The sequence below is a fragment of the Halopseudomonas sp. genome (assembly GCF_036961105.1).
GTDB lineage: Bacteria > Pseudomonadota > Gammaproteobacteria > Pseudomonadales > Pseudomonadaceae > Halopseudomonas.
The window spans coordinates 47119-72339 of sequence record NZ_JBALWW010000018.1 but is presented as its reverse complement, the minus strand read 5'-3'; the positions used below and the strand labels follow the sequence as shown (position 1 = coordinate 72339).

The following is a 25221-nucleotide window of genomic DNA, read 5'->3' as shown; positions in this document are numbered from 1 at the left end:
TAGTAATTGAGCAAACACGGCCCTGAAGATCCGAGGCCAGACATAAACACGGAAATGGCTGCGGGATGAACCCGAAAAGGGTTTTTCTACAGCCTCGTTAACTGTCTGGTAGTAACCAAAAATAGCGGGCTTACTGGCCGGCTGAGGCGAGCTACACTGGTGACTGTTATTCAGCAGGCGACGGATATGCCAACAAAGCTCAGACTGCAGCACCGCCAGCAGCGTCCAGTTGCTCCCAGCGCACTCGGCGACGCCGACCGGCGCCTCATGCTGCGCCTGGTGTTCTTCTGCACCGGCGCGACCCTGTGCGGGTTCGCCGCGCTGCAATTTGGCAACGACAATCTGTTGCTGGCCCTGCTGGAAAGCGTTACCGGCCTGCTGCTGCTCTGGGGCGCCTGGAAGATTACTGCCGTGCGGGACCTAACGCCCTGGACCTACCTGTACCTGTTGCCCACCTACTGCTTTCTGCTCTACATCATAGTGATGCCGGGTGCCTCGCAGACGGCTTTTGTCTGGATGTATCTGGTGCCCATCATGTCGTATCTGCTGCTGGGCCGGACCGCCGGCTTCTGGCTGGCTGCGCCCTTCATACTGCTGGCTGCCTTCTTGTATGTGTGGCGCTATGCCGAGGTGCGTACGCCGGCCGGAATGATTGATCTGGCCAATGCGATTCTTTGCGGCCTGCTGCTCATGCTGTTTGTGCACATCTATGAAGCGCGCCGAGCGGCTGCCCAGCGCGTCCTTGAGCGGGTGGCGGAAACCGACGCACTGACCGGTGTGTTCAATCGTGGGCGTTTTCAACAACTGTTCACCCTGGCGGTGCAGCAGGCTGACCGCAGCCAGCAGCCATTCTGTCTGGTACTGCTGGATGTGGATCACTTCAAGCAGGTCAACGACAGCTGGGGGCATGTAGTGGGCGATCGTGCGCTGCAGCACCTGTGCCAGGTGCTGCAGCAGCGCCTGCGCATCACGGATCAGGTCGGACGCCTGGGTGGTGAAGAGTTTGGCCTGTTGTTGCTCAATACCGACCTGCAGGCCGGCGCCACCCTGGTCGAGGATTTGCGCCAGCAGTTAAGTGAGCAACCGCTCATGGTCAACGGTATGCGGGTGCCGTTGGCGGCTACCTTTGGCGTGGCGCAATGGCCGGTCGATGGCAGCACCACCGAAGTCCTCTATCGTTGCGCCGACCAGCGGCTGTATCGGGGCAAGGCCTATGGTCGCAATCGGGTAGTGAGCGAAGGTGGCGGGCTGGCGGTAAGCGATCTGGGGTGAAATCGGCAGCGGCGGTTTCGGCCTGCCAATTGGCAAACAATCAGTACGATGAATAGTGCGTACAAGGGGGCATGACTTGCTGTCTTGCTGGTTTATGATCGGCGAGTTCGCGGCAATCTGTCCGCCCATACACCTGATAGCGAGAGGCAAATCATGTCTGCCCATACGAATCGTAAAGTGGTACTCAACCAGCGCCCGCAAGGCGAGATCAAGGATGGCGATCTGGTCATCAAGGAAGAGCCGGTACGCGAGCTGAAAGACGGTGAAGTGCTGATCAAGACGCTGTGGCTGTCGCTTGACCCTTACATGCGTCCGCGCATGAACGACAGCAAGGGTTATATGGACCCGATTGAAATCGGCGCGCCCATCGTGGGTGAGAGCGTTGGCCGCGTGGTCGAGAGCAAGTCCGAGAATTACACCGTTGGCGATGTGGTGACCGTCTACTCCGGTTGGCAGGAGTACTGCATCATCCCCGGTGATGCGCCCATGGTGTACAAAATCAAGGATCAGGGCGTGCCGCTGCAAACCTACCTGGGTGTGGCCGGCATGCCAGGCCGTACCGGCTATTGCGGCCTGATGTACGTAGGCAAGCCCAAGGCAGGCGAAACCGTAGTGGTGGCTGCGGCCTCTGGCCCGGTGGGCACTGTGGTGGGTCAGACCGCCAAACAGCAAGGTTGCCACGTGGTCGGTATCGCCGGTGGTCCGGAGAAGTGCAAGTACGTGGTCGAGGAACTGGGCTTCGATGCCTGCATCGATTACAAGGCCGGCAATCTGGACGGCGATCTGGCGGCGGCCTGCCCCAAGGGTATCGACGTGTACTTCGAGAACGTCGGTGGCGAGGTTGCCAAGGCGGTGGCCAAGCTGATCAATCCGGGTGCGCGCGTGCCGATCTGTGGCTACGTCTCTGCCTACAATGCGCAGGATCAGAGCAAGATCGAAACTCCGTTCCACATTTTTGGTGCGCTGGATCCCAAGCCGGAGCATCGCTTCTTCCTGGTCACCGAATGGCAGGACCAGCACCAGGAAATCACCGCGCTGCTGGCTGAGCAGGTGGCTTCGGGCAAGCTGAAGTACAGCGAGACCGTAGCGCAAGGCCTGGACAACGCCGTCGAGGCGTTCAAGGGTATGCTCAATGGCAAGAACTTCGGCAAGCAATTGGTGCACGTCGCCGACTGAGCTGAACGCCGGTGAGAAATCATCGGGCCGCTACCATGCGGCTCGATGATAACTGCGTCACACTTTTCCCGTTCTAATCCCGCCTCCCCACGCTTGTCAGTTGCCCCTGTTGCAGTTTTATAGCGACGACTTGCCGACGTTTCGACACCTTTTGGTACAAAAACTGCAGTGCTTGCACTGTCCTGAGCCGGCGGAGCCGCATTCCTACTGCGCGCGCGCCAAAACAGGGCGTGAACATAATTAGCGCGCTATCAAAGTGCCAGTTTCGTATCGGATCAGGTGTCGACTATGCCCGTATCAATGATTGATGTGCTGTGGCTTGTGCTCTGTGCCGGGCTGGTGTTCAACATGCAGATCGGTTTTCTCTGCCTGGAGTCGGGGCTGACGCGCAGCAAGAATGCAATCAACGTCGCGGTCAAGAACATGGCCGATCTGGGCGTCGCGGTTTTCCTCTACTGGTTGTTCGGTTTCAGTCTGATGTTCGGCGTCAGCGCGACCGGGCTCTATGGTGGCGGCTTCAACATGCTGTCGTTCAACGACACCTGGCAGGCCGCCTTCTTCCTGTTTCAGGCGATGTTCTGTACCACTGCAGCCACTATCGTTTCCGGTGCGGCTGCCGAACGCATGCGCTTCAGCGCCTACCTGCTGGTAACCGCCATAGCAGCGGGTCTTATCTATCCCTTCTTCGGCCACTGGGCCTGGGGCGGCAGCTTCAGCCCTGGCGAGGGATGGCTGTCGGGGCGCGGCTTTGTGGACTTTGCCGGTTCAACCGTGGTTCACGGCATTGGCGGCTGGATTGCGCTGGCCGTCATTCTGATCCTCGGGCCGCGCCAGGGGCGCTACGAGCAGGAACGCGAAGGCCGCAGCATGCCTGGTTCCAACCTGCCGCTGGCGATGCTTGGCGGCCTGATGCTGATGTTTGGCTGGTTCGGTTTCAACGGTGGCAGCGTGCTGGGGTTTGATGGCCGGGTACCGGGCATCATCGCCAACACTGTGCTGGCGGCCATCGCCGGCACGCTCGGCGGCATGGTCATGTCGTGGTGGCGCTGGCGCCTGGTCGACCCGGTTTATCCGCTCAATGGCATGATCGCCGGCATGGTAGCGGTGACCGCTGGTGCCCACGTGGTGGATGCGGGGGCGTCGGTATTGATCGGCCTGGGCGGTGCGGTAGTGATGTATCTGGCGGACCGGCTGCTGACCCATCTGCGCATCGACGATGCCGTAGGTGCAGTACCGGTGCACCTGGCGGCGGGGATCTGGGGCACCCTGGCCGTGGCGCTCTTTGGTGATCTGACCCTGCTGGGCACGGGTCTGAGCCGGACAGAGCAGTTCATTGCCCAACTAGAAGGGGTGCTGGTAGCCGCGCTCTGGGCCTTTGGTCTGACCTGGGCACTGCTGCGTACGATCAACCGCTTCTGGCCCATGCGGGTCTCGCCAGACGCCGAGCAGAAGGGGCTGAACATTGCGGAACACGGCGCTCGTACCGAGCTGATCGAGTTGCTTGAGGCCATGGCAGCGCACCAGCAGGCCGGTGACATGCAGCGGGATGTGCCGGTGGAACCCTTTACCGAGGTCGGTCAGATCGCGGCCCAGTACAACAAGGTGATCCACGCGCTGCGCCGTGCCGTGGGGATGACCCAGAGCATGATCCGCGATATCCGTGATGGCGTGGTTACCTGCGGACGCGACGGTGTGCTGGCCAGCTGCAACCCCGGCGCAGAACGATTATTCGGCATGCCGGCGGGCGCCTTGATCGGCCAGCCGCTGGAGCGCCTGGTGGCGGATCGCAGTTGGCAGGGCATGCCCCTGCCGGAAGCGGGCGGTCAGATGATGCGCGAGGTGCTGTTCAGCCGTAACGAGCACGACCAGTTTGTGGCCGAGTTGACCGTCAGCCGCGGCGCCTTCGATGACGACGTCTATACCTGCATGATTCGCGATATCACCGAGCGCCGGCGCATTGAGCAACAGTTGTTTCAGGAAAAGATGCTGGCGCAGGTGACCCTGGCCTCGATTGGCGATGGGGTGATTACCACTGGCCCGGACAGCCGTGTGCGCTATCTGAATCCGGTCGCCCAGCAACTCACCGGCTGGAGCGAAGAGGAGGCCGCCGGCCGGCCGCTGGACGATGTCTACTGCTTGTACGACGAGCTCAGTGAGGAGCGCCTGGGTAACCCGGTGACCGCCTTGCTACGCCGCTATCGCCAGGCTCTTGCCCGCCAGGAGGGCGCCATGTGTCAGTTGCGTCGTCGGGATGGCAGCGAGGTCACCATTCAGGATGCTGTGGCGCCCATCCGTGATGCCGAAGGCCATATCATCGGCGCGGTGCTGACCTTTCGCGACGTCACCGTCAATCGCCGGCTGGCGCGCGAGCTGTCGCACCAGGCGGCCCATGACACCCTGACCGGGCTGACCAACCGCAAGGAGTTCGAGCGGCGGGTTGCGCTGGCGCTGAGCAAGCTGCCGGCCGAGCGTGGCGAGCAGGTGCTCTGCTACATGGATCTGGACCAGTTCAAGATAGTCAACGATACCTGCGGTCACGCCGCTGGGGATGAACTGCTGCGCCAGCTGGCCAAGCTGTTCATCTCCCATGTGCGCAGCAGCGACGTACTGGCACGCCTGGGCGGCGATGAGTTTGGGCTGCTGTTGTCGGGCTGTTCGCTGGAAGAGGCGATCCCGATCGTGGATGGCATTCGCGCGCTGGTGGAAGAGTTCCGTTTCAGTTGGCAGGACAAGACCTTCGCCGTGGGCGTGAGCATAGGCCTGGTCTCCGTGGAAGAGCAGATGGCGACCATGGACGTGCTGCTCAGCGCCGCCGACAGCGCCTGCTACGCCGCCAAGGAAGCAGGGCGCAATCGTATTCATCTGTATCAGGCTGACGACGCGCAGCTGCTGGAGCGACGCGGTGAGATGCTCTGGGTCAACCGTTTGCGCCACGCGCTTGACTCCGACCTGCTGCGGCTTTATGTGCAGCCCATTCACCCGATCAGCCAGCAGCAGAGCCGGCCGGGCTACGAAGTGCTGGTACGCCTGCTCGGCGAGGATGGGCGGGTAATACCGCCCGGCGCCTTCATGCCGGCGGCCGAGCGCTATGATCTGGCCTCGGCGATCGACCGCTGGGTGGTGGGTAATTTCCTCGCCTGGGTCGGTGATTATCATCGCCGTCGCGACGGCGATATCGGCAATTACTCGATCAACCTTTCGGCGGCTTCGCTGGGTGAAGAAAGCTTTCTCGGTTTCGTGCTGGAGGCGATTGAACGCCATGCGGTACCGCCGCAGTGCATCTGCTTTGAAATTACCGAAACCAGCGCTATCGCCAATCTCGGCAAGGCGATCAGTTTCATGCAGCGGCTGAAGGCCATTGGCTGCCTGTTTGCGCTGGATGATTTTGGCTCGGGTCTGTCGTCTTTCGCCTATCTCAAGTCGCTGCCGGTGGACTATCTGAAGATCGACGGCGTGTTCGTCAAGGATATCGCCACCGACCCCATCGTCCGCGCCATGGTCGCCTCGATCAACACCATAGGCCACGAAATGGGGCTGGAAACAGTGGCGGAGTTTGTCGAGAACGAGGCCATTCTCGAGCAGTTGCGCGAGCTGGGGGTGGACTATGCCCAGGGCTATCATCTGGGTATGCCGCAGCCGCTGAGTGAGCTGGAAGGGGTGCGGATGATGCCGCGTTGAGTGGGCTTTCAAGTGTGACTTAGGCACGAGCTGGAATCGAATTCGTTAATCTCGCTCGGCTCAGTTTTCGCCTCTAGGCGACCCAGGGGGGAGGCGTGCCCATTCCCCCTTAGCAATCCCCCAGGGCACCCAGCTGCGCGGCCCTGCGGGTTCGCTGCGTGGCTCGATCTGCCGGGGACGCACCTGGCCGTCCGCTCACAAAACTCGGCGCTATTCGCCCGCTCAGATGGGACTTTTTGGTCCGTGCAATAACCTTGCTATGTGTCATATTCTTCAAATGCCGCCGAAAACCATTGGTTTGGCGCGCTGAGCGCTATCCGAACGAATCAAGACGAAACATCACGGCAAATAAATCCGAAACTCGCCGCCGCCCAGCTCACTGTCATTGCTGATGGCGATGCGCCCCTGCACACCGTTGCGCTGATGCCGCTCGGCGATACGCGCGCCGAAATACAGGCCCAGGCCGGTGGAGCCGCTGCTCATGTTGATGCCCAGCACGTAGTCGGACTGCGCCTCCAGCATGCGCGGCGGATAACCCTGGCCGTCGTCGCTGATGGCCAGTACCAATTGCTCCTGTTCGACCCAGGCGCGCAGATGTATGGCGCTTTTGGCGTAGCGGATGGAATTGTTGATCACGTTGCCGACTACCGAGCCCACCAGCTCGGCATCGAAAAAGCCCATCAGGCCCTCTTCGGACACTTCGTAGCTGCCGTGGATGTGCCGTGAATGCAGTATTTCCTGATGGCGCGCCAGCGCGGCCTGAAAGAAGTCGTCTACTTCAATGTGCACCGGTTGCAGCGGCAACTGGTTCACTCCCAGCTTGTACAGACCCAGCATCTGCACCAGCATGCCGTTGAGGCGCATCGACTCATACTCGATGATGCCTTGCTCGCGACTGCTACCCAGCTCCGGCGGCAAGCGCTCGGCCAGGGCGCTGTGCGCCTGCATCAACATGCCCAGCGAGTTTTTCATGTCGTGCACGGTCGAGGCAATGACCGTCGAGAAGCCCAGTCCCTGATCATCTTCCGGTTCCGGTGCACCGCGCTTCATAGCGCCTCCACACGCTCGCACAGCTTGCGATAGCGCTCATAGCGGTGGTCGGACTTCGGCATGCTGCGCACCTGCTCGAGGCAGGCCTGGCATTCCTCGCGCAGCTCGTCGGTGGGTGCGCTCAACAGCAGGCGCAGCAGCGACTGCGCGGTATTCAGGGCAAAGCTGATGTTGCGCGGCTGCAGCGCCGCTGCGGCGCGGAAGCTGTCCAGCGCTTCGGCATACTGTTGCTTTTGGTAGTGCTGCACGCCCGCACGGTTGTGCGATTGCGCCTGGTCGCCCGCCTGCAGTATTGTGGGGTTGCTGGTCTGGGCGCTGATGCCGGCCATGACCTTGGGGTCGTCGCCGTACATTTCGGCACAGGTCCCCAGTACGGCATCGGCCTGCTCGGGCTGCCCCAGCTCGCGCAGCTGGCTGGCGACTTCGAGGGCCGCTTCAGCCGAGAAAAAGGTGTCCAGCTTGCCCAGCTTGCCGGCGGCGTTGCGCACCAGTTCGTCGGCTTCGCCCTGTTTTCCCGCCTTGACCAGGCTTTTGGCCTGCGCCAGATCGGCACGTGCGGTCAGGCCGGGATCATGCCGCCAGCTCTTGCTCAAATCGCCCAGCGTCTGACGAATCTCCAGCAGTACCTTGGGTGCCGGGGCGGTATCACCGGACTGGTCCTGCAGGCTGCCGGCCAGGTTCAGGTGATGCTCGGGGTCGCGAAATTGCGAATGGCGTCCCAGGTTCACCGCCTGCCGGTAGGCGCGCACGGCGCGATCAGGATCATTGTTGGCGCGTGCGAGCTTGCCCAGCTCGGCCTGGCGTTGCGGGTTGTTCGGCGAGATCTTGACCGCCTGTTCGAGAAATACCTGCGCCTTGAGCAGCTCGCCCTTGGCCAGCTTGACCCGCGCCAGGCCATCGAATAGCGCCGGCAGCATCGGGAACTGGCTGATGCCCTGCTCCAGACAGGCCTCGGCCTGCTCCAGTTCACCGCGCTCCAGCCAATGATTGGCCAGCATGTTCAATGCCCAGGGCATGGGGCGGTCGGCCAGCAGGCTTTGCAGCTGTGCTTGCAGCTCTTCATGCAGGCCGAGCGTTTTCAGCGCGTCGGCCTTGTAGCGCTGGCACAGGGGAGCGTAGCGCGGCTGGCTGGCAATGATCTGCTCGCAGGCCTGAAGTACCGCGCCATACTGCTGCTTGGCCAGAGGGGCGAGTATCGGCTGCAGGGCGGTCTTGCGCTCGACCAGCTTGTCCAGCCGTTGCTGCAGGCTGGCGCGGGTGAAGGGCTTGGTCAGATAGGCGTCGGGTTCGAACTCGAGCGCTGCCATCACCATCGCCTGGCTGCTTTCGGCAGTGACCATGACGAAGATGCAGTTGGGGCTGATGAGCCCTTCGTGATGCAGCTCTTCCAGTACCTGCTGGCCGTTCTTGCCTTCGCCCAAGTTGTAGTCGTGCAGGATGATGTCGTACTGCTGCTCGCGGCAGAGCTTGATGGCTTCCTCGCCATTGGCGGCCGCATCCACATGCTGCGCGGCCATCTGGTTGAGCATCGCCTTGACCGAACCGCGGAAGTCGGAAAAGTCATCGACAATGAGAAAGCGTCTTTTGTTGTAGCTGATCATAGTGTTACCTGGGTGTACGGTCAGGTGCTGCCAATAACACTCAGTCTAGACCTTAGCAGGCGGTGCTTGTTGGGCAGAGTTGAGATCATTGTGCCATTATTTGAACGGGTTGGCGTAACGCGCGGGCGCTCTGTCGGCAAAATCGGGTGCTGGCGCCCAACTCTGATATAAATGGCGCCTGGGGTCAGGCTCGGTTCAGCACTGGTAATAGGGCATGGCCGCACCAGATGCAAGCTTGACCAAACTGCCACCCTCCGTAGAATGCCCCCTCTGCGGTGCAACGAAAGCAATGACGCATGATGAACCTGCTGCTGGAAGATTGGCTGGCCTGGAGTGCCCAGCAAACGGATGTTGTGCTGGACAGTCACCATGACCTGAGCCAGCGCCAGGGCCCGGAGCCACCGCTGCCGGCCATGCTGCGTCGACGTCTGGATGTTACCGGGCGAGCACTCTGCGACCTGCTGGCGCTGCTTGATCCACAGCATCAGTGCCCCGTGATTCATGCTTCGCGCCACGGTGATGTGAAGAGTTCGTTGGCCATGCTGCAGTCTCTGGCCGACGGGCAACCGCTGTCTCCCGCCAAGTTTTCCATGTCGGTGCACAACGCCGTGCTGGGCGTACATTCCATCGCCCGCAACAACACCCGTTCGATGCAGGCGCTGGCAGCCTGCGGTCATGAGCTCGATGCCATGCTGCTGGAGGCGGCGGGTTACCTGCTGGAAGGTCATCCGGCGGTCGTGGCCGTATTTTCCGATGCCGATCTCCCCTCTGCCTATGCAGGGCAGAGCAGTGCGCCGAATAGCGCTGCTTGTGTCGGTTTGCGTCTGTCGCTTCAGCAGGGCCGCGCTTTGCAGGCACACAGTAGCGGTGTGAGTGCCGAACCCACGCCTGTTGATGTCATGCGTTGGCTGTCGCGAGGTGGCCGGTTGCAGGCGCGTCAGTGCTGGAGCCTGGCGTGAGCATCCCGGCAGAGCGACTCTGGCGTGGTATCGGTACCGCACTGTCGTTTAGCGCATTTGGCCTGGGCGGCTTGCTGCTGGGCCTGTTTGCTGCGCCGCTGTTGTTGCTGGTGCGTGACCCGCAGCGCCGACAGCGGGCGGCACGGCGGCTTATCCAGTACGGCTTTCGGGCCTTTATCGGGCTGATGAAACTGCTGGGAGTAGCCGATTACCGCATCGACGGGCTGGAAAAACTGCACCGCCCAGGGCTGCTGGTGCTGGCCAATCACCCCTCGCTGATCGATGTGATCTACCTGGTGGCCTACACCGCCGAGGCCGACTGCATCGTCAATGGCGCGCTGGCGCGCAACCCCTTCACTCGCGGCCCGATTCGCATGGCCGGCTACATCACCAACAGCGAGCCGGAAGCCGTGCTGGCAGCCGCGCAGCGCAGCCTGGCGGCGGGCAAATCGCTGATTCTGTTCCCTGAGGGCACCCGGACCTCGCCGCAGCGAGCGATCAAGTTTCGCCGTGGCGGCGCCAATATTGCCCTGCGCACCCATACCGCGATAACACCGGTACTGATTCGTTGCACACCCACTACCCTGACCAAGGGTGAGCCTTGGTATCATATCCCGCCGAGCCGCATCCAGATGCACCTGCGGGTGCTGGATGATGTGGCGGTCAACAGGGACGAAACACAACCTGCGGGACAGCAGGCCAGACACTTGACGCTGTGGTTGAGTGACTATTTCAACAAGGAACTGGAGCATTTCAGTCATGAGCGAGACCCAAGATTTATCGCTGGAACTGAAGCGGATGATTATCGAAACGCTTGAACTCGAAGACATCACCCCGGATGACATCGACGCGGCCGAGCCGCTGTTTGGCGAAGGCCTGGGCCTGGATTCCATCGATGCGCTGGAAATCGGTCTGGCGCTGCAAAAGCGCTACGGCATCAAACTGGACGCCGAAGCCGAGGAGACCCGTCAGCACTTTGCCAGCCTGAACGCATTGCAAGCGCTCGTGGAGGCCCGCCGTGTCGAGTGAGTCCCCAAGCCGTGCCGCGACCTTTGCCCAGGTGCGCAAGACGCTGGTCGAGCTGTTCGAACTGGACGCTGAGGAAATAACCCCGCAAGCGCGCCTCTACGAAGACCTGGATATCGACAGCATCGACGCCGTCGATCTGGTGGTTGAGCTCAAGCGCTACACCGGCAAGCGCCTGAACCCCGAAGACTTCAAGTCGGTGCGTACCATCGACGACGTGGTCAACGCCGTTGACCGCATCATGCAGCCCTGAACATGCCTTACCGGATGCTGAAGTGGGCAGGGATGCTCGCCTTGCTGACCTGGCCCTTCGCGGTCTACGGGCTGCATGGCCGCATTGCCAGCGGCTGGCTATTGCTCATTGGTGCCGGGCTATTGGTCTGGCGTCTGCCGCAGGCCCGACCATTGGCCTTTCTGGCGGCCGCCGTGCTGCTGTTACTGGGCCTGCTCGGCAAGGCCGAGCTGGGTATGCGCGCGTACCCGGTGGCGGTCAGTCTGATCCTGCTGGCGGTGTTTGCCGGCAGCCTGCTACGGGGTATGCCGGTTATCGAACGCCTGGCCCGCTTGCAGGAACCTGATCTTCCGCCCGAAGGGGTGCGCTACACCCGCAAGGTTACCTGGGCCTGGTGCGGCTTCTTCATCGTCAACGGCAGCATTGCCGGCTGGACCGCCTTATACGCCGATCTGGCCACCTGGACACTGTACAACGGTTGCATCAGCTACCTGCTGATGGGGCTGATGTTTGCGGTGGAATGGCTGTGCCGTCGCCGTGTGCAGCGGGTGCACTCATGAGCCTGACGCCGCTGATCGAGCGCCCCTGGCTGCACCCCCGTGTGGATTACGCGACCAGCCACGGGCTGCCGTCGCACTGGTGCCAGTTGCCCGAGCTGCTCAGGCTGCGGCGGCGGTGGCTGCACTGGCTGCAGGGCAAGCCCGGCGGTCAATGGCTGCTGCATCAACCTGATCCGCTAGAGTTCACTGCCGCTCTGCTGGCGCTCTGGGACAGCGGACGAGTGGCGGTGCTGCCGGCAGATGACCGGCCCGAAACCCTGCAGTCGATAGCCGCCGAACTCAACGGCCAACTGCCCACGAGCCTCCCGCCTGGCACTGAACACGAGCCAGCGAGCTTGCCGCCGCTGGGCCCGCAGGATGTCGCGCTGACGCTTTACACCTCCGGTTCCACCGGCCAGCCGCTGCGTCTCAGCAAACGCTTTGACCAGCTCGACAGCGAACTGGCGGTGCATGCCCAGCTCTGGCCGCTGACGGGCGCAGCGGTGATTGCCCAGGTCAGCCATCAACATATCTATGGTTTGCTCGCCGGCGTGCTGCATCCGCTCTGTGCCGGGGTACCCTTTTGCGGGCGCGATGCGCTCTACCCTGAGGTGCTGGCAGCGCGCCTGGCCGAGGCCCGCGAGGCGCCGCTGACGGCGGTGGTGGTCAGTTCGCCAGCGCCGCTGTCACGCCTGCCAGAGCATATTGACTGGGCGGCGGCGGGCGCGCCAAGGCGCGTGTTCTCATCCGGCGCGCCCCTGCAACTGGAACACGCTGAGCAGGCCGAAGCCTTGTTGCAGACTCCGGTCACGGAAATCTACGGCAGTACCGAAACCGGCGGCATCGCCTGGCGGCAACAGAGTCGCAACGCCGTGTGGCAAGCGCTGCCCGGAGTGGACTGGCAGATCGAGGAAGGTGCGCTGGTGCTGCGTTCGAGCTTTCTAGAGCAGCCGCAACTGGCTTGGCGTCAGGCCGACCGGGTCGCGGCCCAGGGGCAGGGTTTTGTCCTGCTGGGTCGCGGTGATCGGGTCGCCAAGGTGGCTGGCAAGCGAGTGTCGCTGGAGCAGATAGAACAGCGTCTGTTACAAGTGCCCGAGGTGACCGCTGTGCGCTGTGTTGACCCAGGCCGTGCCGATGGCCGCCTGGGTTTGGTGGTGGCCCTGCGCGCCGAGGCCCTGCCGCAGGAGCACAGCGCAAGGCGCGCCCTGACCGAGCGGCTGCGTGCACGGCTGGCCGAGCAGCTTGAGCGCGTGGCACTGCCTCGCTACTGGCGTTTTGTCGAGCAGTTGCCCTGCAACGCCCAGGGCAAGCTGGATCGCGCTTTGATTGCGCGCCTGTTTGCCGATCTGGATGACGAACGTTTGCCGCGTTGGCTGGGTGAGCAGTGGCAGGACACCGAACATTGCCGCCACAGTTTCGAAGTGCCTGAGCGACTGATCTATCTGCGTGGCCATTTCGACGGCTTTGCGCTGGTGCCGGGTGTGGTAATGATCCAATGGGCGCTGCAGATAGCCGAGCAGAGTTTCGGCCCGCTGGGCCAGTTCCAGCGTCTGGAGCGCTTGAAGTTTCAGACCATGCTGCGTCCCGGCATGCGCTTTCAGCTGACGCTGGCGCGCAAGCCCGATGCCGTGACCTTTAGCCTGGATTCCAGTGCGGGCCGTCATTGCACCGCCACCGCACGCTTTCAGCCAGACGCCGGGCTACAGACATGAGTACAGCCATGAGTGCGCCAGACGTCTGCGCGCTGATCCCGGTCTATAACCATCCTGCCACCATCGCCAGCGTCTGTGCCCAGTTGCAGCAACTGGGTTTGCCCGTGGTGCTGGTAGACGACGGCAGCGACGCCGAATGCGCCGCCGTGCTGGACGAGCTGAAGACCGCGGGTCACCCGTTGTTGCGGTTGACGCCCAATCGCGGCAAGGGCGCGGCGGTACGCGCGGGGCTCGCCTACGCAGAACAGCTGGGCTACAGCCATGCCCTGCAGGTGGATGCCGACGGCCAGCACGCGCTGGATGATCTGCCGAGCTTTGTCGCTGCCATGCAGGCCGACCCTCAGGCGCTGGTGATTGGCTATCCGCGCTACGACGACAGCGTCTCGCGGCTGCGCTTCTACGGCCGCTACGCGACCCATATCTGGGTCTGGATCAACACCCTGTCGCTGGATATTCGCGATTCCATGTGCGGCGCGCGTCTCTATCCGCTGGCGGGCGTCAATCATCTGCTGGCGGACCAGCCCTGCGGCAACCGCATGGCCTTTGATACCGAGGTGCTGGTGCGCTGGCATTGGCGTGGCGGGGTGGTGATCAACCTGCCAGTGCATGTGCATTACCCCGAGGGCGGCGTCAGCCATTTCAACCTGTGGCGCGACAATCTACTGATTTCGGCAATGCATGCGCGGCTGTTCTTCGGCATGCTGGCGCGCGCACCGGGCTGGGCCTGGTCGCGGCTGCGCGGAGTCGGCCGCCGATGAGCCAGCATTGGGCACAGATGGGCGAGCGCGGTACCCTACTGGGCATGCAGTTGCTGGTGTGGATCAATCGGCATCTGGGACGCTGGCCATTTCAGCTGGTGCTCTGGCCGGTGATGCTCTGGTTTTTCCTTGGCCATGGCACCGCGCGCCGCGCTTCCTGTGCTTACTGGCGGCGCCTGCAACCAGCCTTGGCCGGCCAGCCGCTGCGCCTGTACTGGCGCAGCTTTAGGCATTTCATGAGTTTCGGCAACACGCTGATGGACAAGGTGCAGGGCTGGAGCGTGCCCATTGCCGATCAACAGCTGTCAGGTGATGGTGTGGCGCATTTCGCCCGCGCGCTGGAAGCCGGCGCGGGCGGGCTGGTGCTGGTGGCACACCACGGCAACCTGGATGTGGCCAACGCCATGGCCGAGCGGCATCCGCAGTTGGACTTGCTGGTACTGATGCACACACGCAATGCCGGCAAATTCAATGAATTGCTGCAGCGTGTCACCGGCCGACCGCGGCCGCAGATTCTCGAGGTGAGCGAGATTACCCCGGCTACCGCGCAGTTGCTCGCCGAGCGTATTGCCGGCGGCGGCTTCGTAGTGATTGCTGCCGACCGCCCGCCGATCAACGGCGGGCGTCAGCGCGCGCTGGAGTTTCTTGGTGCACCGGCCATCTTTCCGGAGGGCCCGTTCTGGCTGGCGGCCTTGCTGCGTTGCCCGCTCTACACACTATCGTGCATGCGGGTAGACGAGCGCTTTCATATCGAATTTGCCGAGTTTGACGACACCCGCGCGCTGGCCCGCAGCGAGCGCGAGCAGTGGTTGGCAGACGCCATGCAGCGCTACGCCGATACCCTCGCCGGCTGGGTGCGCAGGCAGCCGCTGCAGTGGTACAACTTTTTCCCTTTCTGGCTGGCTGACACTCATGAGTCCGATGAACTATCCCACTGATACGGCGCCCGACGCGCAACCCGCACTGCAGCTGGACGGCAGCCCGCTAAGCATCGAGCAGGTGCTGGCGGTTGCTCAGCGCCGCTGCCGCGTGGCGCTGTCGGCCGCGCCGGCGTTCCGCGAGCGCATCAGCGCCGGTAACCGTTTTCTCGAGCAATTGCTGGCCGAAGACGGCGTGATCTACGGCGTGACTACAGGTTACGGCGACTCCTGCACCCGCGCCGTGCCCGCCGAGGTGCTGGGCGAGCTGCCGCAGCATCTGTATACCTTCCACGGCTGCGGCCTGGGTCAGGTGTTGCCGGTAGAGGCGGCGCGCGCCGTGGTGATGGTGCGCCTGGTGTCGCTATGCCAGGGCTATTCCGGGGTCAGTTGGGAGTTGCTGGAACGTCTGGTCTGGCTGCTGGAGCACGACGTGATGCCGGTGATTCCGGAGGAGGGCTCGGTGGGTGCCAGTGGCGACCTCACGCCGCTGTCCTATCTCGCAGCGGTGCTGTGCGGCGAACGCGAAGTCTGGGTCGATGGCGAGCGCCGCGCCACCGCCGAGGTGTTCGCCGAACGTGGGCTGACGCCCTATCGGCTCAAACCCAAGGAAGGCTTGGCGCTGATGAATGGTACTGCCGTGATGACCGCCCTGGCACTGCAGGCCTTCGCCCGCGCCGACTACCTGGCGCGCCTGAGCACGCGCATTACGGCGCTCAGCGTCTACGCGCTGGACGGCAACCCCTATCATTTTGATGAGACGCTGTTTCAGGCCAAACCGCATCCCGGTCAGGCGCAGGTCGCCGCGCGGCTGCGCGCGGATCTGCACGCGCCGGCCACCCCGCGCAACTCACCGCGCCTGCAGGATCGCTATTCCACCCGCTGCGCTCCCCATGTGATCGGCGTGGTGGCTGATGCCCTGCCGTTCTGGCGACAATGGCTGGAAACCGAACTGAACAGCGCCAACGACAATCCGCTGATCGATGTTGAAGGCGGCAAGGTGATGCATGGCGGGCACTTCTACGGTGGCCACGTGGCCTTTGTGATGGACAGCCTGAAGCAGGCGGTGGCCAACCTGGCCGATCTGCTGGACCGCCAGCTGGCGCAGTTGGTAGATACCCGTTTCAGCCACGGTTTGCCCGCCAACCTCAGCGGTGCCAGCGCCGAGCGCGCGGCGCTCAACCACGGTTACAAGGCGGTGCAGATCGGCGCTTCAGCCTGGACCGCCGAGGCGCTCAAGCTGACCATGCCGGCCAGCGTGTTTTCGCGCTCCACCGAATGTCACAATCAGGATAAGGTGAGCATGGGCACCATAGCGGCGCGGGACGCGCTGCGCGTTCTGACGCTGGTCGAACAGGTAGCTGCGGCACTGCTGCACGCCGGCTGTCAGGCGGTAGAGCAGCGCCGCGCCCTGGATGATGCCGCGCCGCTGCCGGCGCCGCTGGCGGACTTTGTGGCCGAATGCCGGGAACAGATTGCCGCGCTGGCCGAAGACCGCGCCCTGGAAAGCGACTTGCGTCACCTTTGCAGCCTGATAACGCAACGCCACTGGAGCCTATATGACGCCTGCTGAACAGCCGCTGCCCAGCGCCGAAATCTGCCTGACCATTCCCTTTCACGATGTGGACATGATGCAGATCGTCTGGCACGGCCACTACGTGCGCTACCTGGAAATTGCCCGCTGCGCGCTGCTCGACGAGCTGGATTACAACTACAACCAGATGCGCGAATCCGGCTTCGGCTGGCCGGTCATCGACATGCGCCTGCGCTATGCGGCGCCTGCGATCTTCACCCAGCAGATCGCCATCGAGGCGCGCCTGAGCGAATGGGAGAATCGCCTCAAAATCGACTACACCATTCGCGACGCCGAGACGCGCAAGCGGCTCAATCGCGCCTGGACGGTGCAGGTGGCCGTGGGGGTGGAAGACCGCGAGATGCGCTTCGAGTCGCCCGCCGTACTGCGTGACAAGATCGCCGCCTGGCAACAGAGGCAAGCCTGATGCGCCGCCTGTTGCTGAGCCTTGCTCTGGGCTGGAGCCTGCCGGCCGTGGCCGCGCTGGACAGCGCCGCCCTGGGTGCGCAACTGGCCGAGCACAGTCCGGCCTGCAACCGTTTCGAGCAGACCCGCTGGCTGGCCGATCTGGAAGCCGAGCTGGCCAGTAGCGGCTACTTTCAGCGCAGCGAGCAACAATTGGTCTGGCACACCCTCACGCCGGTCGACAGCCGGTTGGTACTGGATGCCGACAACCCCGACCTGCCGCTCGCCTATCAGGTCATATTGCCGGTACTTACCGGCCTGCTGAGCGGTGACTGGGCCGCGTTGCAGCAGCATTTTTCCGTCGATCTGCAGGGCCAGCTGGAGGCCTGGCAGGCCAGCCTCACGCCCACCGATGCAGCGGTGGCCGAACGCCTGCAACGGCTGCAGGTGAGCGGCGCCGAGCAGGTACGCGAACTGCAGATCCGCTTTGTCTCCGGTGATCGCATGAATCTGCAACTCAGTCCCGCCGACTGCGCCACGCTGCCCGGCAACAGCGGCGCGCTGTGAGTCAGCGCGCGCTGGCCTGGCTCTGGGCTGCATTGTTGCTGGTCTGTACCGCGCTGTTGCTGACGCAACTACGCCAGCCTGATTTCTGGGATACCCGTATTACCGCGTTGCTGCCGGCCAGCGATCAAAGCGCCCGCCTGCAACGCGCCGATAATCAGCTCGCCGGCGCTTTCGAAAGCCAGTTTGTGCTGCTGGTTGGCGGGCCGCAGCCGGTCGCGGCAGCGCGTGATCTCAAGCAGCGCCTGCAGGCCGTGGGTCTGAGCGCCGACCAAACAGACAACAGGCCGGATCAGCAACTGGATGCCTATCGCTACGGTTTGCTCAGCGACGAGCTGCACGCAGCGGACTCGGAGCAATTGAGTGCACGGGCTCTGGAACGACTACTGTTGCCCGGCGGCAGCGAAGCCGTCAGCCGTGATCCTTTTGGCGTGCTCGACAGCTGGTTGCAGGAGCGTTTCAGCGGCCCGCTGCGGCTGCGCCAAGGCATGCCTGGCCTGCAGCACGATGGCCAACTCTGGGTGCTGGTCAGTGGGCAGCTGCAAGCCAGCCCCTATGCGCTGGAGGTGCAACAGCAACTGCACAGCGCCCTTGCCGCCTTTCACGTTCAATGGCCGGAGGCGCAACTGCTGCGCTCCGGGCTGATCTTCCACGCGGCGGCGGGTGCCACGCAGGCGCAACGTGAAATGTCGAGCCTGGGCCTCGCATCCGTGTTGGGGTTGTGCCTGCTGTTCTGGCTGGTGTTTCGTCGTCTGCGCACCCTGGCCTTGCTGCTGGTGCCCATCGCCTGCGGCCTGCTATTGGCCTTGCCGCTCACCGGTCTGCTGTTTGGCGGGGTGAACCTGCTGACGCTGGTGTTTGGCGTCAGCATTATCGGCATCGCGGTGGATTACGCCCTGCATCTGCAGTGCCAGCGTCAGCTGGTGGCGGAGCAACCCGAGCAGCGCTTCTGGTCGGCCCTGCTCCTGGGGCTGGTGACCACGCTGGTTGCCTATCTGGGGCAATTGCTCACGCCCATGCCGGGCCTGCGGCAGATGGCCTGTTTTGCCGCGCTGGGGCTGCTCGGTGCCTGGCTGACGGTGCGCCTGTGGTTGGCGCAATGGCCGCTGTCGGTGCATCCGGCTACAGCCGCAGCGGCCCGTCGGCTGGCGCCGCTGCGCTTGAGGGAGGGGCAGCGCTGGCCCTGGATCAGCTTGCTGGTGTTGCTGCTGCTGGCGCTGGCTGCGATCAGCCGATTGCAGTTCAGCGGTAGCCTGCAGCAGCTGAACCCGTCGCCACCGCAACTCATCGCCGAGCAGCAGCAGGTGCAGACGTTGTTGCAGCAACCCGGTGGCAGTCGCTATCTGCTGGTCAGTGCGCCAGACGGGCAGGCCCTGCTGCAAAGACTGGAAAGCCTGGATGCGCCTTTGCAGCAGCTGCTAGCCGCAGGCGAGCTGTCTGCCTACACCCATACGGCGCGGCACCTGCCTTCACTGGCGCGTCAGCAGTACAATCGGCACGCGCTGCGTCAAGGCTATCTGCAGGCACTGCCTGCATTGCGGGCCGCCAGTGGCTTGCCCGAGCGACTGCAACAGCAGGCCGTGGCGGCGCTGGATGCTGCGCCGCTGTTAACAGCGGCGCTGTGGCTGGACAGTAGCGCTGGCGCGCCCGATGCAGCCCTCTGGCTCGGCGCCCAGACCGAGGGTGGCTGGCTGGCCATCATCGCGTTGGGCGAGGCCAGCCCGGCTGCGATCAGTGCCCTGCAGCAACTGGCAATAGCGCCGGACCTGCTCTATCACGATCGCGTGGCGAGCCTGTCGGCGCAGCTGGCGCATTTGGCCCGCAGCATGGCAAGCTGGCTGGCGCTGGCGGTATTGCTGCTCGGCCTGTTACTTTGCTGGCGCTTGCGCAGGGCCGCTTGGCGGGCGCTGTTGCCGCCAGTGGGCGCGGTGGTGCTGACGCTGGGCTGTTTGAGCCTGGTGGGGGGTATTGGTCTGTTTCATCTGCTGGGCTTGCTGCTGGTGCTCGGCATAGGTCTGGACGCCGGCATCTTCAGCGCCCAGGAGCCAGACAGCGAGGCCACCTGGCTGGCGGTCAGCCTGTCCTGTGCATCCAGCCTGCTGGCTTTTGGTCTGCTGGCTTTCAGTGCCACGCCAGCGCTGCATTTTCTCGGCCTGACCTGTCTGCTGGGTCTGGCTTTCACCTGGGCGTTGGTGCCCTTTGCCCGTGCCGAACGGCCTGGGTTTTCTCATTAATCAGAGTCTTGCCAGGGAGTGCAAATGGACAGCAGCGCTGCGATGGTTTCCGGGATAGAGCAGGTAGATGTTGCCATTATCGGCGCCGGCCCGGCGGGCGCCGCTGCAGCTGCGTGGCTGGCGCGCGCGGGTTTGCGCGTGCGGGTGTTGGAACAGAGCCAGTTTCCGCGTTTTTCGATAGGCGAGAGCCTGTTGCCGCAGTGCATGCAGTATCTGCATGATTGCGGGTTGCTGGCGGCAGCCGAGGCAGGCGGTTTTCAGTACAAGGATGGCGCCGCCTTCTGCTGGCGCGATGAGTCCGCCGCGATTCTGTTTACCGAGAAGTTCAGCCCCGGCCCGGGCACCACCTGGCAGGTGCCGCGCGCGGACTTTGATCAGCGGCTGATTGAGGGCGCGCAGGCGCTGGGCGCCGAGGTGCTGTTCGGCTGCAAGGTAACCGATTTTGCGCCCGATGCGCGCAAACCGCGCCTCTGCCTGATCACCGCCGAAGGGCAGAAGCAGCAGCTGGAGGCGCGCTTTGTGCTGGATGCCAGCGGCTATGGCCGGGTGCTGGCGCGGCTTACCGGGCTGGCCTGCGACTCGGTGCTGGAGTCGCGCTGCGCCCTGTTCATGCATGTGGAAGACCGTATCGACACCGCTGATTACGATCGCAACAAGATCCTGATCGGCATCCACCCGCAACTGACCGGCGTCTGGTACTGGCTGATCCCTTTCAGCGACGGCCGTGCCTCGGTCGGGGTGGTGGGCGACCGCGCCACCCTGGAGCAGGCCGGGCTGGATGATGCCGAGCGGCTTTGGGCCATGCTGCGCCAGGAGCCACGTTATGCCGAACTGCTGAAAAACGCGGTGCAGGTGCGCGATACCGGCCGGTTGGAAGGCTACTCCGCCGCTGTGACCCGATTGCACGGGCCGGGCTTTGCGCTGCTGGGCAACGCCGGAGAGTTTCTCGATCCGGTGTTTTCTTCCGGCGTGACCATAGCCCTGCACTCGGGCTGGCTGGCGGCGCCCCTGGTGCAACGCCAACTGGTCGGCGAAACGGTGGATTGGCAAAGCGAGTTCGAGCAACCGCTGCGCGCCGGTGTCGATACCTTCCGGGAATTTGTGCAGGCCTGGTATGACGGTCGCCTGCCGCGCATCATCTTCAATCAGCGCCAACCCGCACGCATACGGAGCATGATCAGCGCGGTGCTGGCCGGTTACGCCTGGGACAACCAGAATCCGCTGGTGGCAGCCAGCCGCCGACGTCTGAACGCCCTGGCGCAGAGCAGCACCGACAGTCGCTTTGATCTGGCGCGTCACCCATGTTGAGCAGGTTGGGAGCATTGCTGCTGGCGCTGCTGCTGAGTGGTTGTGCGCTGTTGCCGCGCGGCCCTGCGCCGCCGCCGGCGCTGGCTGCGCTGCCGCAGGCCCCTGCGCAAACCTTGCAACTGCGCTTTGTGCACCAGGGTGAAGCGCATGTGATGATCGGCGTACTGCGCCGCGATGCCGACAGCCTGCGGCTGGTGCTGCTCAGCCCGCAGGGGCAGCGTCTGCTCAGCTGGCAGCGCGATGCCAATGGCGCACAAATGCACTCCTCGGTATGGCAGCCCCCTTTCGATGCAGACTGGCTGGGCAGCCGCCTGGCCTGGTCACTGTGGCCGGCGGAGGCTCTGCAGCAGGGCTTCGCAGGTAGCCGCTGGACGCTGCGCGGCAGCCCGCAAGCGCGTGCGATTTACTATCGCAAGCAGCTGATTGCCAAGGTTAAAATAGACGGCCATTGCCGCCAGATTGATGACCTCGACGCCGGCTACCAGCTCACTATCACCGTGGCCGAGGCCGCGCGGAACACCACGCCATGCCCGAGTTTTTGACCGCGCTCACCACCCAGCCCTGCCGCCTGTCCAGCCCGGCGCTGTTGTGCTCGCTGGGCGACAATCTGGCCGAAGTCGCGCAGCGCCTGTTCAGCGGCGAGCGTAGCCTGCAGATGACCGATGAGTTTACGCCCGGCCGCCCGCTGCCCCTGGGTCGGGTGAGCCGTGAGCTGCCCGACATGCAGCACTGGCCCGCCGAGCATCGCTCGCGCAACAATCAGCTGCTGGCCGCCGCCTTGCAGCAACTGCAGCCAGCGCTTCAGACCCTGCGCGCGCGCCAACCGCAGGCGCGCATTGGTGTAGTGCTGGGCACCAGCACCTCCGGTATTGCCGAGAGCGAGCCGGCGGTGGCGCATTTTCAGCGCACCGGCGAGTGGCCCGCCGAGTTCGTCTACCAGCGGCAGGAGATCGGCTCGCCCTCGGCTTTTGTCGCTGCGCATCTGGGGCTGGATGGCCCGGCATACACCCTGTCTACGGCCTGCAGTTCCAGTGCGCGGGCACTGGCCAGTGGCCGTCGCCTGCTGGCGCTGGGGCTATGCGATGCGGTGATTGCCGGCGGCGCCGATAGCCTCTGCGCGCTGACGGTAAACGGCTTCGCCGCGCTGGAAGCGGTGAGCGATCAGCCCTGTTTGCCGTTTTCGCCCAATCGCCGCGGGATCAACATCGGTGAAGCGGCGGCGCTGTTTCTGCTCACGCCAGAGCCCGGCGGCATCCAGTTGGCCGGCTACGGCGAGAGCAGCGACGCGCACCATATCTCCGCGCCGCTGGCCGATGGCAGCGGCGCGCAGGCGGCGATGCAGGCGGCGCTGGCCATGGCCGGGGTGAGTGCCGGAGCGGTGGATTACGTCAATCTGCACGGTACCGCCACTGCGCAGAACGACAGCATGGAAGCCCAGGCCATCCATCAGCTGTTCGGCGAGCGCGTCCCCTGCAGCTCCACCAAGGCACTGACCGGACATACCCTGGGCGCCTGCGGTGCGCTGGAGGCGGCGTTCTGCTGGTTGGCGCTGCGTGAGGGCTGCCTGCCGCCGCAGGTCAATGATGGCGAGTCAGATTCAAGCCTGGCGCCTATCCAACTATCTGCCGGCGGCGCTGCGCCCCTGCGCCACGCGTTGAGCAATTCCTTTGCCTTTGGCGGCAACAACGCCGCGCTGCTGCTGGAGCGCTGCGATGACTGAGCTACCTGCCCCATGTGACATCGCCCCCTATGTGCCGCATGCTCAAGGCATGTGCCTGCTCGATACCCTGCTGGAATACAACACCGACCACCTGTACGCCGAGGTCTGCCCGCAAGCCGATGATCTTTTTGCCAGCGATGGTGGCATACCCGGTTGGGTCGGCATCGAATGGATGGCGCAGGCAGTAGCGGCCTGGTCAGGCGTGCAGGCGGTGGCAGCAGGCGCGTCCCCGGCAGTGGGTTTTCTGCTGGGCGCACGGCGCTATGAAGCGCGCGTTGCGCACTTTGCTTTGGGCCAGCCGGTGCGGGTGGAAGTCTTCCTCGATTTTCGTGCCGACAATGGTCTCGGCGCCTTCCGAGGCCAATTGCTGGACGCGCAAGGCGAATTGCTGGCCAGCGGTACCCTGAATGTTTACCAGCCCGCCTCGGCCGATGCGCTGGCGGCGCTGAGCAATGGAGAAATGCCATGACCGACAGCATCCTGATTACCGGCTCCAGTCGTGGCATTGGCCGCGCCGTCGCCCTGCGGCTGGCGCGCGACGGCTTTGACATAGTGCTGCACTGCCGCAGCCAGCGTGAGGCAGCCGAAGAGGTCGCCGAACAGATCCGCGCCCTGGGTCGCCATGCCCGTGTGCTGTGCTTTGACGTGGCAGACCGCAGCGCCGCTGCGCTGGCACTGGAGGCGGATGTGGAGCAACACGGCGCCTATTACGGTGTGGTGTGCAATGCCGGCGTGACCGCCGATGGTGCCTTCCCGGCCCTCACCGACGACGACTGGGACAGGGTCATTCATACCAATCTGGATGGCTTCTATAACGTGCTCAAGCCGGTGATGATGCCAATGATCCGCCGTCGCAAGGCCGGGCGCATCGTGGTGATGTCATCGGTGTCGGGGGTCATGGGCAATCGCGGGCAGGTCAACTACAGTGCCAGCAAGGCGGGCCTGATCGGCGCGGTTAAAGCCCTGGCAGTGGAGCTGGCCAAGCGCAAGATCACGGTCAACTGTGTGGCGCCGGGTCTGGTCGAAACCGAAATGCTGGATGAGCAGATCATCCACGAGGCGATGAAGGCCATTCCCATGCAGCGCACCGGTACTGTCGAAGAGGTAGCCGCGGCAGTGAGTTTTCTTTGCTCGGCCGATGCCGGTTACATTACTCGGCAGGTGCTGTCGGTCAATGGAGGTATGTGCTGATGGATGGCAAGGCGATACGCGCCGATGGGTTGGGGCGCCGCGTGGTAATTACCGGCATGGCGGGGTTTTCGCCGATCGGCAACGACTGGCCGAGCATCGAGGCCAACTTGCGCGCCCTGCAAACCGGCATCCGCCATATGGACGACTGGGCCGAATACGAAGGGCTGAATACCCGCCTCGGTGGTCCGGTGGCACCCTTCGAACTACCCGCGCAATACACCCGCCGCGCCATGCGCAGCATGGGCCGTGGCGCGCGCATGGCCACGCGCGCCAGTGAGCTGGCGCTGGCCGATGCTGGCCTGCTGGGTGATCCGTTGGTGGGCAGCGGCGACATGGGTATCGCCTACGGCGCTTCCGCCGGCGAACCGGATGCGGTGGCCGATTTCGGCAACATGCTGATCAACAAATCGACCGACGGCCTCAACGCCAACTCCTACATTCGCATGATGGCGCACACCGCTGCGGTCAATATCGGCGTGTTTCTGGGCGTGCGCGGACGTATTCACACCACTTCCAGCGCCTGCACCTCGGGCAGCCAGGGTATTGGCTATGCCTACGAGGCGATCCGCTTTGGGCGCCAGAAGGCAATGATTGCCGGCGGTTGTGAAGAGTTGTCCGCCTCGGAAGCGGCGGTGTTCGATACGCTGTTTGCTACCAGTACGCGCAACGACGCCCCCCATACCTCGCCAAGGCCATTCGATGCCGCGCGCGATGGGCTGGTGGTGGGCGAGGGCGCGGGCGCGCTGATTCTTGAAGACCTGCAACACGCGCTGGAGCGCGGCGCTACCATCTATGCCGAGGTCATGGGCTTTGGCACCAACAGCGATGGCCGGCATGTGACGCAGCCGGATGCCGAGATGATGGAGCGCGCGATCCGCGGTGGGCTGAGCGATGCCGGCCTGCAGCCCGAGCAGATTGGCTACATCAGCGCGCATGGCACCGCTACTGATCGTGGCGACGTGGCCGAGAGTGCCGCCACCCATGCGGTCTTTGGTGGCAATACGCCGATCAGCGCCTTCAAGAGTTTCACCGGCCATACTCTGGGGGCCTGTGGCGCTCTGGAAGCCTGGGTGGCGATCGAGATGATGCGCGCGGGCTGGTTCCATGCCACCGCCAATCTGGACAACCCTGATACCGATTGCGCACCTCTGGATTATATTTGTGGCGAGGGACGGACACTGCAATGCGATTACGTCATGAGCAACAACTTCGCTTTCGGTGGCATCAATACCTCGCTGATCTTTCGCCGCTGGGTCGACTGAACCCGCTGCACGGGGCCACGCCAGCAACCACTTAAGCAACCACT

23 protein-coding genes are annotated in these 25221 nt (G+C 63.8%); 21 read left to right on the top strand and 2 right to left on the bottom strand.

Translation table 11 applies throughout. The annotated features are described in order from the left end of the window. Positions 1 to 186 precede the first annotated feature (186 nt). From V7756_RS15280 to amt, 3 genes are all read left to right on the top strand, one after another. Positions 187 to 1272, top strand: a complete 1086-nt coding sequence (locus tag V7756_RS15280; protein WP_335611059.1) for a GGDEF domain-containing protein — start codon at positions 187 to 189, stop codon at positions 1270 to 1272. A gap of 153 nt (positions 1273 to 1425) precedes the next feature. Then, positions 1426 to 2448 carry an NADP-dependent oxidoreductase gene (locus V7756_RS15275; RefSeq protein WP_335611058.1) on the top strand — a complete coding sequence of 341 codons (1023 nt, stop codon included), beginning with the start codon at positions 1426 to 1428 and terminating at the stop codon, positions 2446 to 2448. Between the two features lie 288 nt (positions 2449 to 2736). Beyond that, on the top strand, positions 2737 to 6126 hold the full coding sequence (gene amt / locus V7756_RS15270; protein WP_335611057.1) for an ammonium transporter: 3390 nt from the start codon (positions 2737 to 2739) through the stop codon (positions 6124 to 6126). Positions 6127 to 6465: 339 nt separating this feature from the next. Here amt and V7756_RS15265 read toward each other — a convergent pair whose 3' ends face one another. Beyond that, positions 6466 to 7176: a sensor histidine kinase gene (locus V7756_RS15265; RefSeq protein WP_335611056.1), complete on the bottom strand. Its 711-nt coding sequence runs from the start codon at positions 7174 to 7176 to the stop codon at positions 6466 to 6468. Beyond that, entirely contained in the window at positions 7173 to 8777 is a 1605-nt protein-coding gene (locus V7756_RS15260) for a response regulator (protein ID WP_335611055.1), read from the bottom strand. The genes V7756_RS15265 and V7756_RS15260 overlap by 4 nt, the downstream gene beginning before the upstream one ends. Before the next feature lie 296 nt (positions 8778 to 9073). Here V7756_RS15260 and V7756_RS15255 point away from each other — a divergent pair, with 296 nt between their 5' ends. Genes V7756_RS15255 through V7756_RS15170 form a run of 18 tightly spaced genes read left to right on the top strand, consistent with a single transcriptional unit; the run spans position 9074 to position 25177 of the window. After that, positions 9074 to 9736 (top strand): beta-ketoacyl synthase chain length factor, encoded by a 663-nt coding sequence (locus V7756_RS15255; RefSeq protein WP_335611054.1) that lies wholly within the window; start codon positions 9074 to 9076, stop codon positions 9734 to 9736. Next, on the top strand, positions 9733 to 10554 hold the full coding sequence (locus V7756_RS15250; protein WP_335611053.1) for a lysophospholipid acyltransferase family protein: 822 nt from the start codon (positions 9733 to 9735) through the stop codon (positions 10552 to 10554). The genes V7756_RS15255 and V7756_RS15250 overlap by 4 nt, the downstream gene beginning before the upstream one ends. Then, complete coding sequence (locus tag V7756_RS15245) at positions 10535 to 10765, top strand: phosphopantetheine-binding protein (RefSeq protein ID WP_335611052.1); 231 nt, start codon at positions 10535 to 10537, stop codon at positions 10763 to 10765. Before V7756_RS15250 ends, V7756_RS15245 begins: the two co-directional genes overlap by 20 nt. Next, the gene (locus tag V7756_RS15240; RefSeq protein ID WP_335611051.1) at positions 10755 to 11015 is read left to right on the top strand and encodes an acyl carrier protein; all 261 of its coding nucleotides are present in this window, start codon (positions 10755 to 10757) and stop codon (positions 11013 to 11015) included. Before V7756_RS15245 ends, V7756_RS15240 begins: the two co-directional genes overlap by 11 nt. 2 nt (positions 11016 to 11017) lie before the next feature. Then, positions 11018 to 11554, top strand: a complete 537-nt coding sequence (locus V7756_RS15235) for a hypothetical protein (RefSeq protein ID WP_335611050.1) — start codon at positions 11018 to 11020, stop codon at positions 11552 to 11554. Beyond that, positions 11551 to 13245 carry an AMP-binding protein gene (locus tag V7756_RS15230; protein WP_335611049.1) on the top strand — a complete coding sequence of 565 codons (1695 nt, stop codon included), beginning with the start codon at positions 11551 to 11553 and terminating at the stop codon, positions 13243 to 13245. Before V7756_RS15235 ends, V7756_RS15230 begins: the two co-directional genes overlap by 4 nt. An 8-nt stretch (positions 13246 to 13253) precedes the next feature. Continuing rightward, positions 13254 to 14003 carry a glycosyltransferase family 2 protein gene (locus V7756_RS15225; RefSeq protein WP_335611048.1) on the top strand — a complete coding sequence of 250 codons (750 nt, stop codon included), beginning with the start codon at positions 13254 to 13256 and terminating at the stop codon, positions 14001 to 14003. Continuing rightward, on the top strand, positions 14000 to 14941 hold the full coding sequence (locus V7756_RS15220; protein ID WP_335611047.1) for an LpxL/LpxP family acyltransferase: 942 nt from the start codon (positions 14000 to 14002) through the stop codon (positions 14939 to 14941). The genes V7756_RS15225 and V7756_RS15220 overlap by 4 nt, the downstream gene beginning before the upstream one ends. Further along, on the top strand, positions 14925 to 16493 hold the full coding sequence (locus V7756_RS15215) for an HAL/PAL/TAL family ammonia-lyase (RefSeq protein WP_335611046.1): 1569 nt from the start codon (positions 14925 to 14927) through the stop codon (positions 16491 to 16493). The genes V7756_RS15220 and V7756_RS15215 overlap by 17 nt, the downstream gene beginning before the upstream one ends. After that, complete coding sequence (locus V7756_RS15210; RefSeq protein WP_335611045.1) at positions 16480 to 16920, top strand: acyl-CoA thioesterase; 441 nt, start codon at positions 16480 to 16482, stop codon at positions 16918 to 16920. The genes V7756_RS15215 and V7756_RS15210 overlap by 14 nt, the downstream gene beginning before the upstream one ends. Then, the gene (locus V7756_RS15205; protein ID WP_335611044.1) at positions 16920 to 17465 is read left to right on the top strand and encodes a LolA family protein; all 546 of its coding nucleotides are present in this window, start codon (positions 16920 to 16922) and stop codon (positions 17463 to 17465) included. The genes V7756_RS15210 and V7756_RS15205 overlap by 1 nt, the downstream gene beginning before the upstream one ends. Further along, positions 17462 to 19696, top strand: a complete 2235-nt coding sequence (locus V7756_RS15200) for an MMPL family transporter (RefSeq protein WP_335611043.1) — start codon at positions 17462 to 17464, stop codon at positions 19694 to 19696. Before V7756_RS15205 ends, V7756_RS15200 begins: the two co-directional genes overlap by 4 nt. Positions 19697 to 19720: 24 nt before the next feature. After that, positions 19721 to 21004 (top strand): NAD(P)/FAD-dependent oxidoreductase, encoded by a 1284-nt coding sequence (locus tag V7756_RS15195; protein ID WP_335611042.1) that lies wholly within the window; start codon positions 19721 to 19723, stop codon positions 21002 to 21004. Further along, positions 20998 to 21546: a DUF3261 domain-containing protein gene (locus tag V7756_RS15190; RefSeq protein WP_335611041.1), complete on the top strand. Its 549-nt coding sequence runs from the start codon at positions 20998 to 21000 to the stop codon at positions 21544 to 21546. Before V7756_RS15195 ends, V7756_RS15190 begins: the two co-directional genes overlap by 7 nt. Continuing rightward, complete coding sequence (locus tag V7756_RS15185; protein WP_335611040.1) at positions 21531 to 22724, top strand: beta-ketoacyl-ACP synthase; 1194 nt, start codon at positions 21531 to 21533, stop codon at positions 22722 to 22724. The genes V7756_RS15190 and V7756_RS15185 overlap by 16 nt, the downstream gene beginning before the upstream one ends. After that, a complete protein-coding gene (locus tag V7756_RS15180) occupies positions 22717 to 23193 on the top strand; it encodes a hotdog family protein (RefSeq protein ID WP_335611039.1) in 477 nt (158 codons plus the stop codon). The genes V7756_RS15185 and V7756_RS15180 overlap by 8 nt, the downstream gene beginning before the upstream one ends. Further along, positions 23190 to 23915, top strand: a complete 726-nt coding sequence (fabG, locus tag V7756_RS15175) for a 3-oxoacyl-ACP reductase FabG (protein ID WP_335611038.1) — start codon at positions 23190 to 23192, stop codon at positions 23913 to 23915. Before V7756_RS15180 ends, fabG begins: the two co-directional genes overlap by 4 nt. Continuing rightward, entirely contained in the window at positions 23915 to 25177 is a 1263-nt protein-coding gene (locus tag V7756_RS15170; protein WP_335611037.1) for a beta-ketoacyl-ACP synthase, read from the top strand. Before fabG ends, V7756_RS15170 begins: the two co-directional genes overlap by 1 nt. Positions 25178 to 25221: the final 44 nt, after the last annotated feature.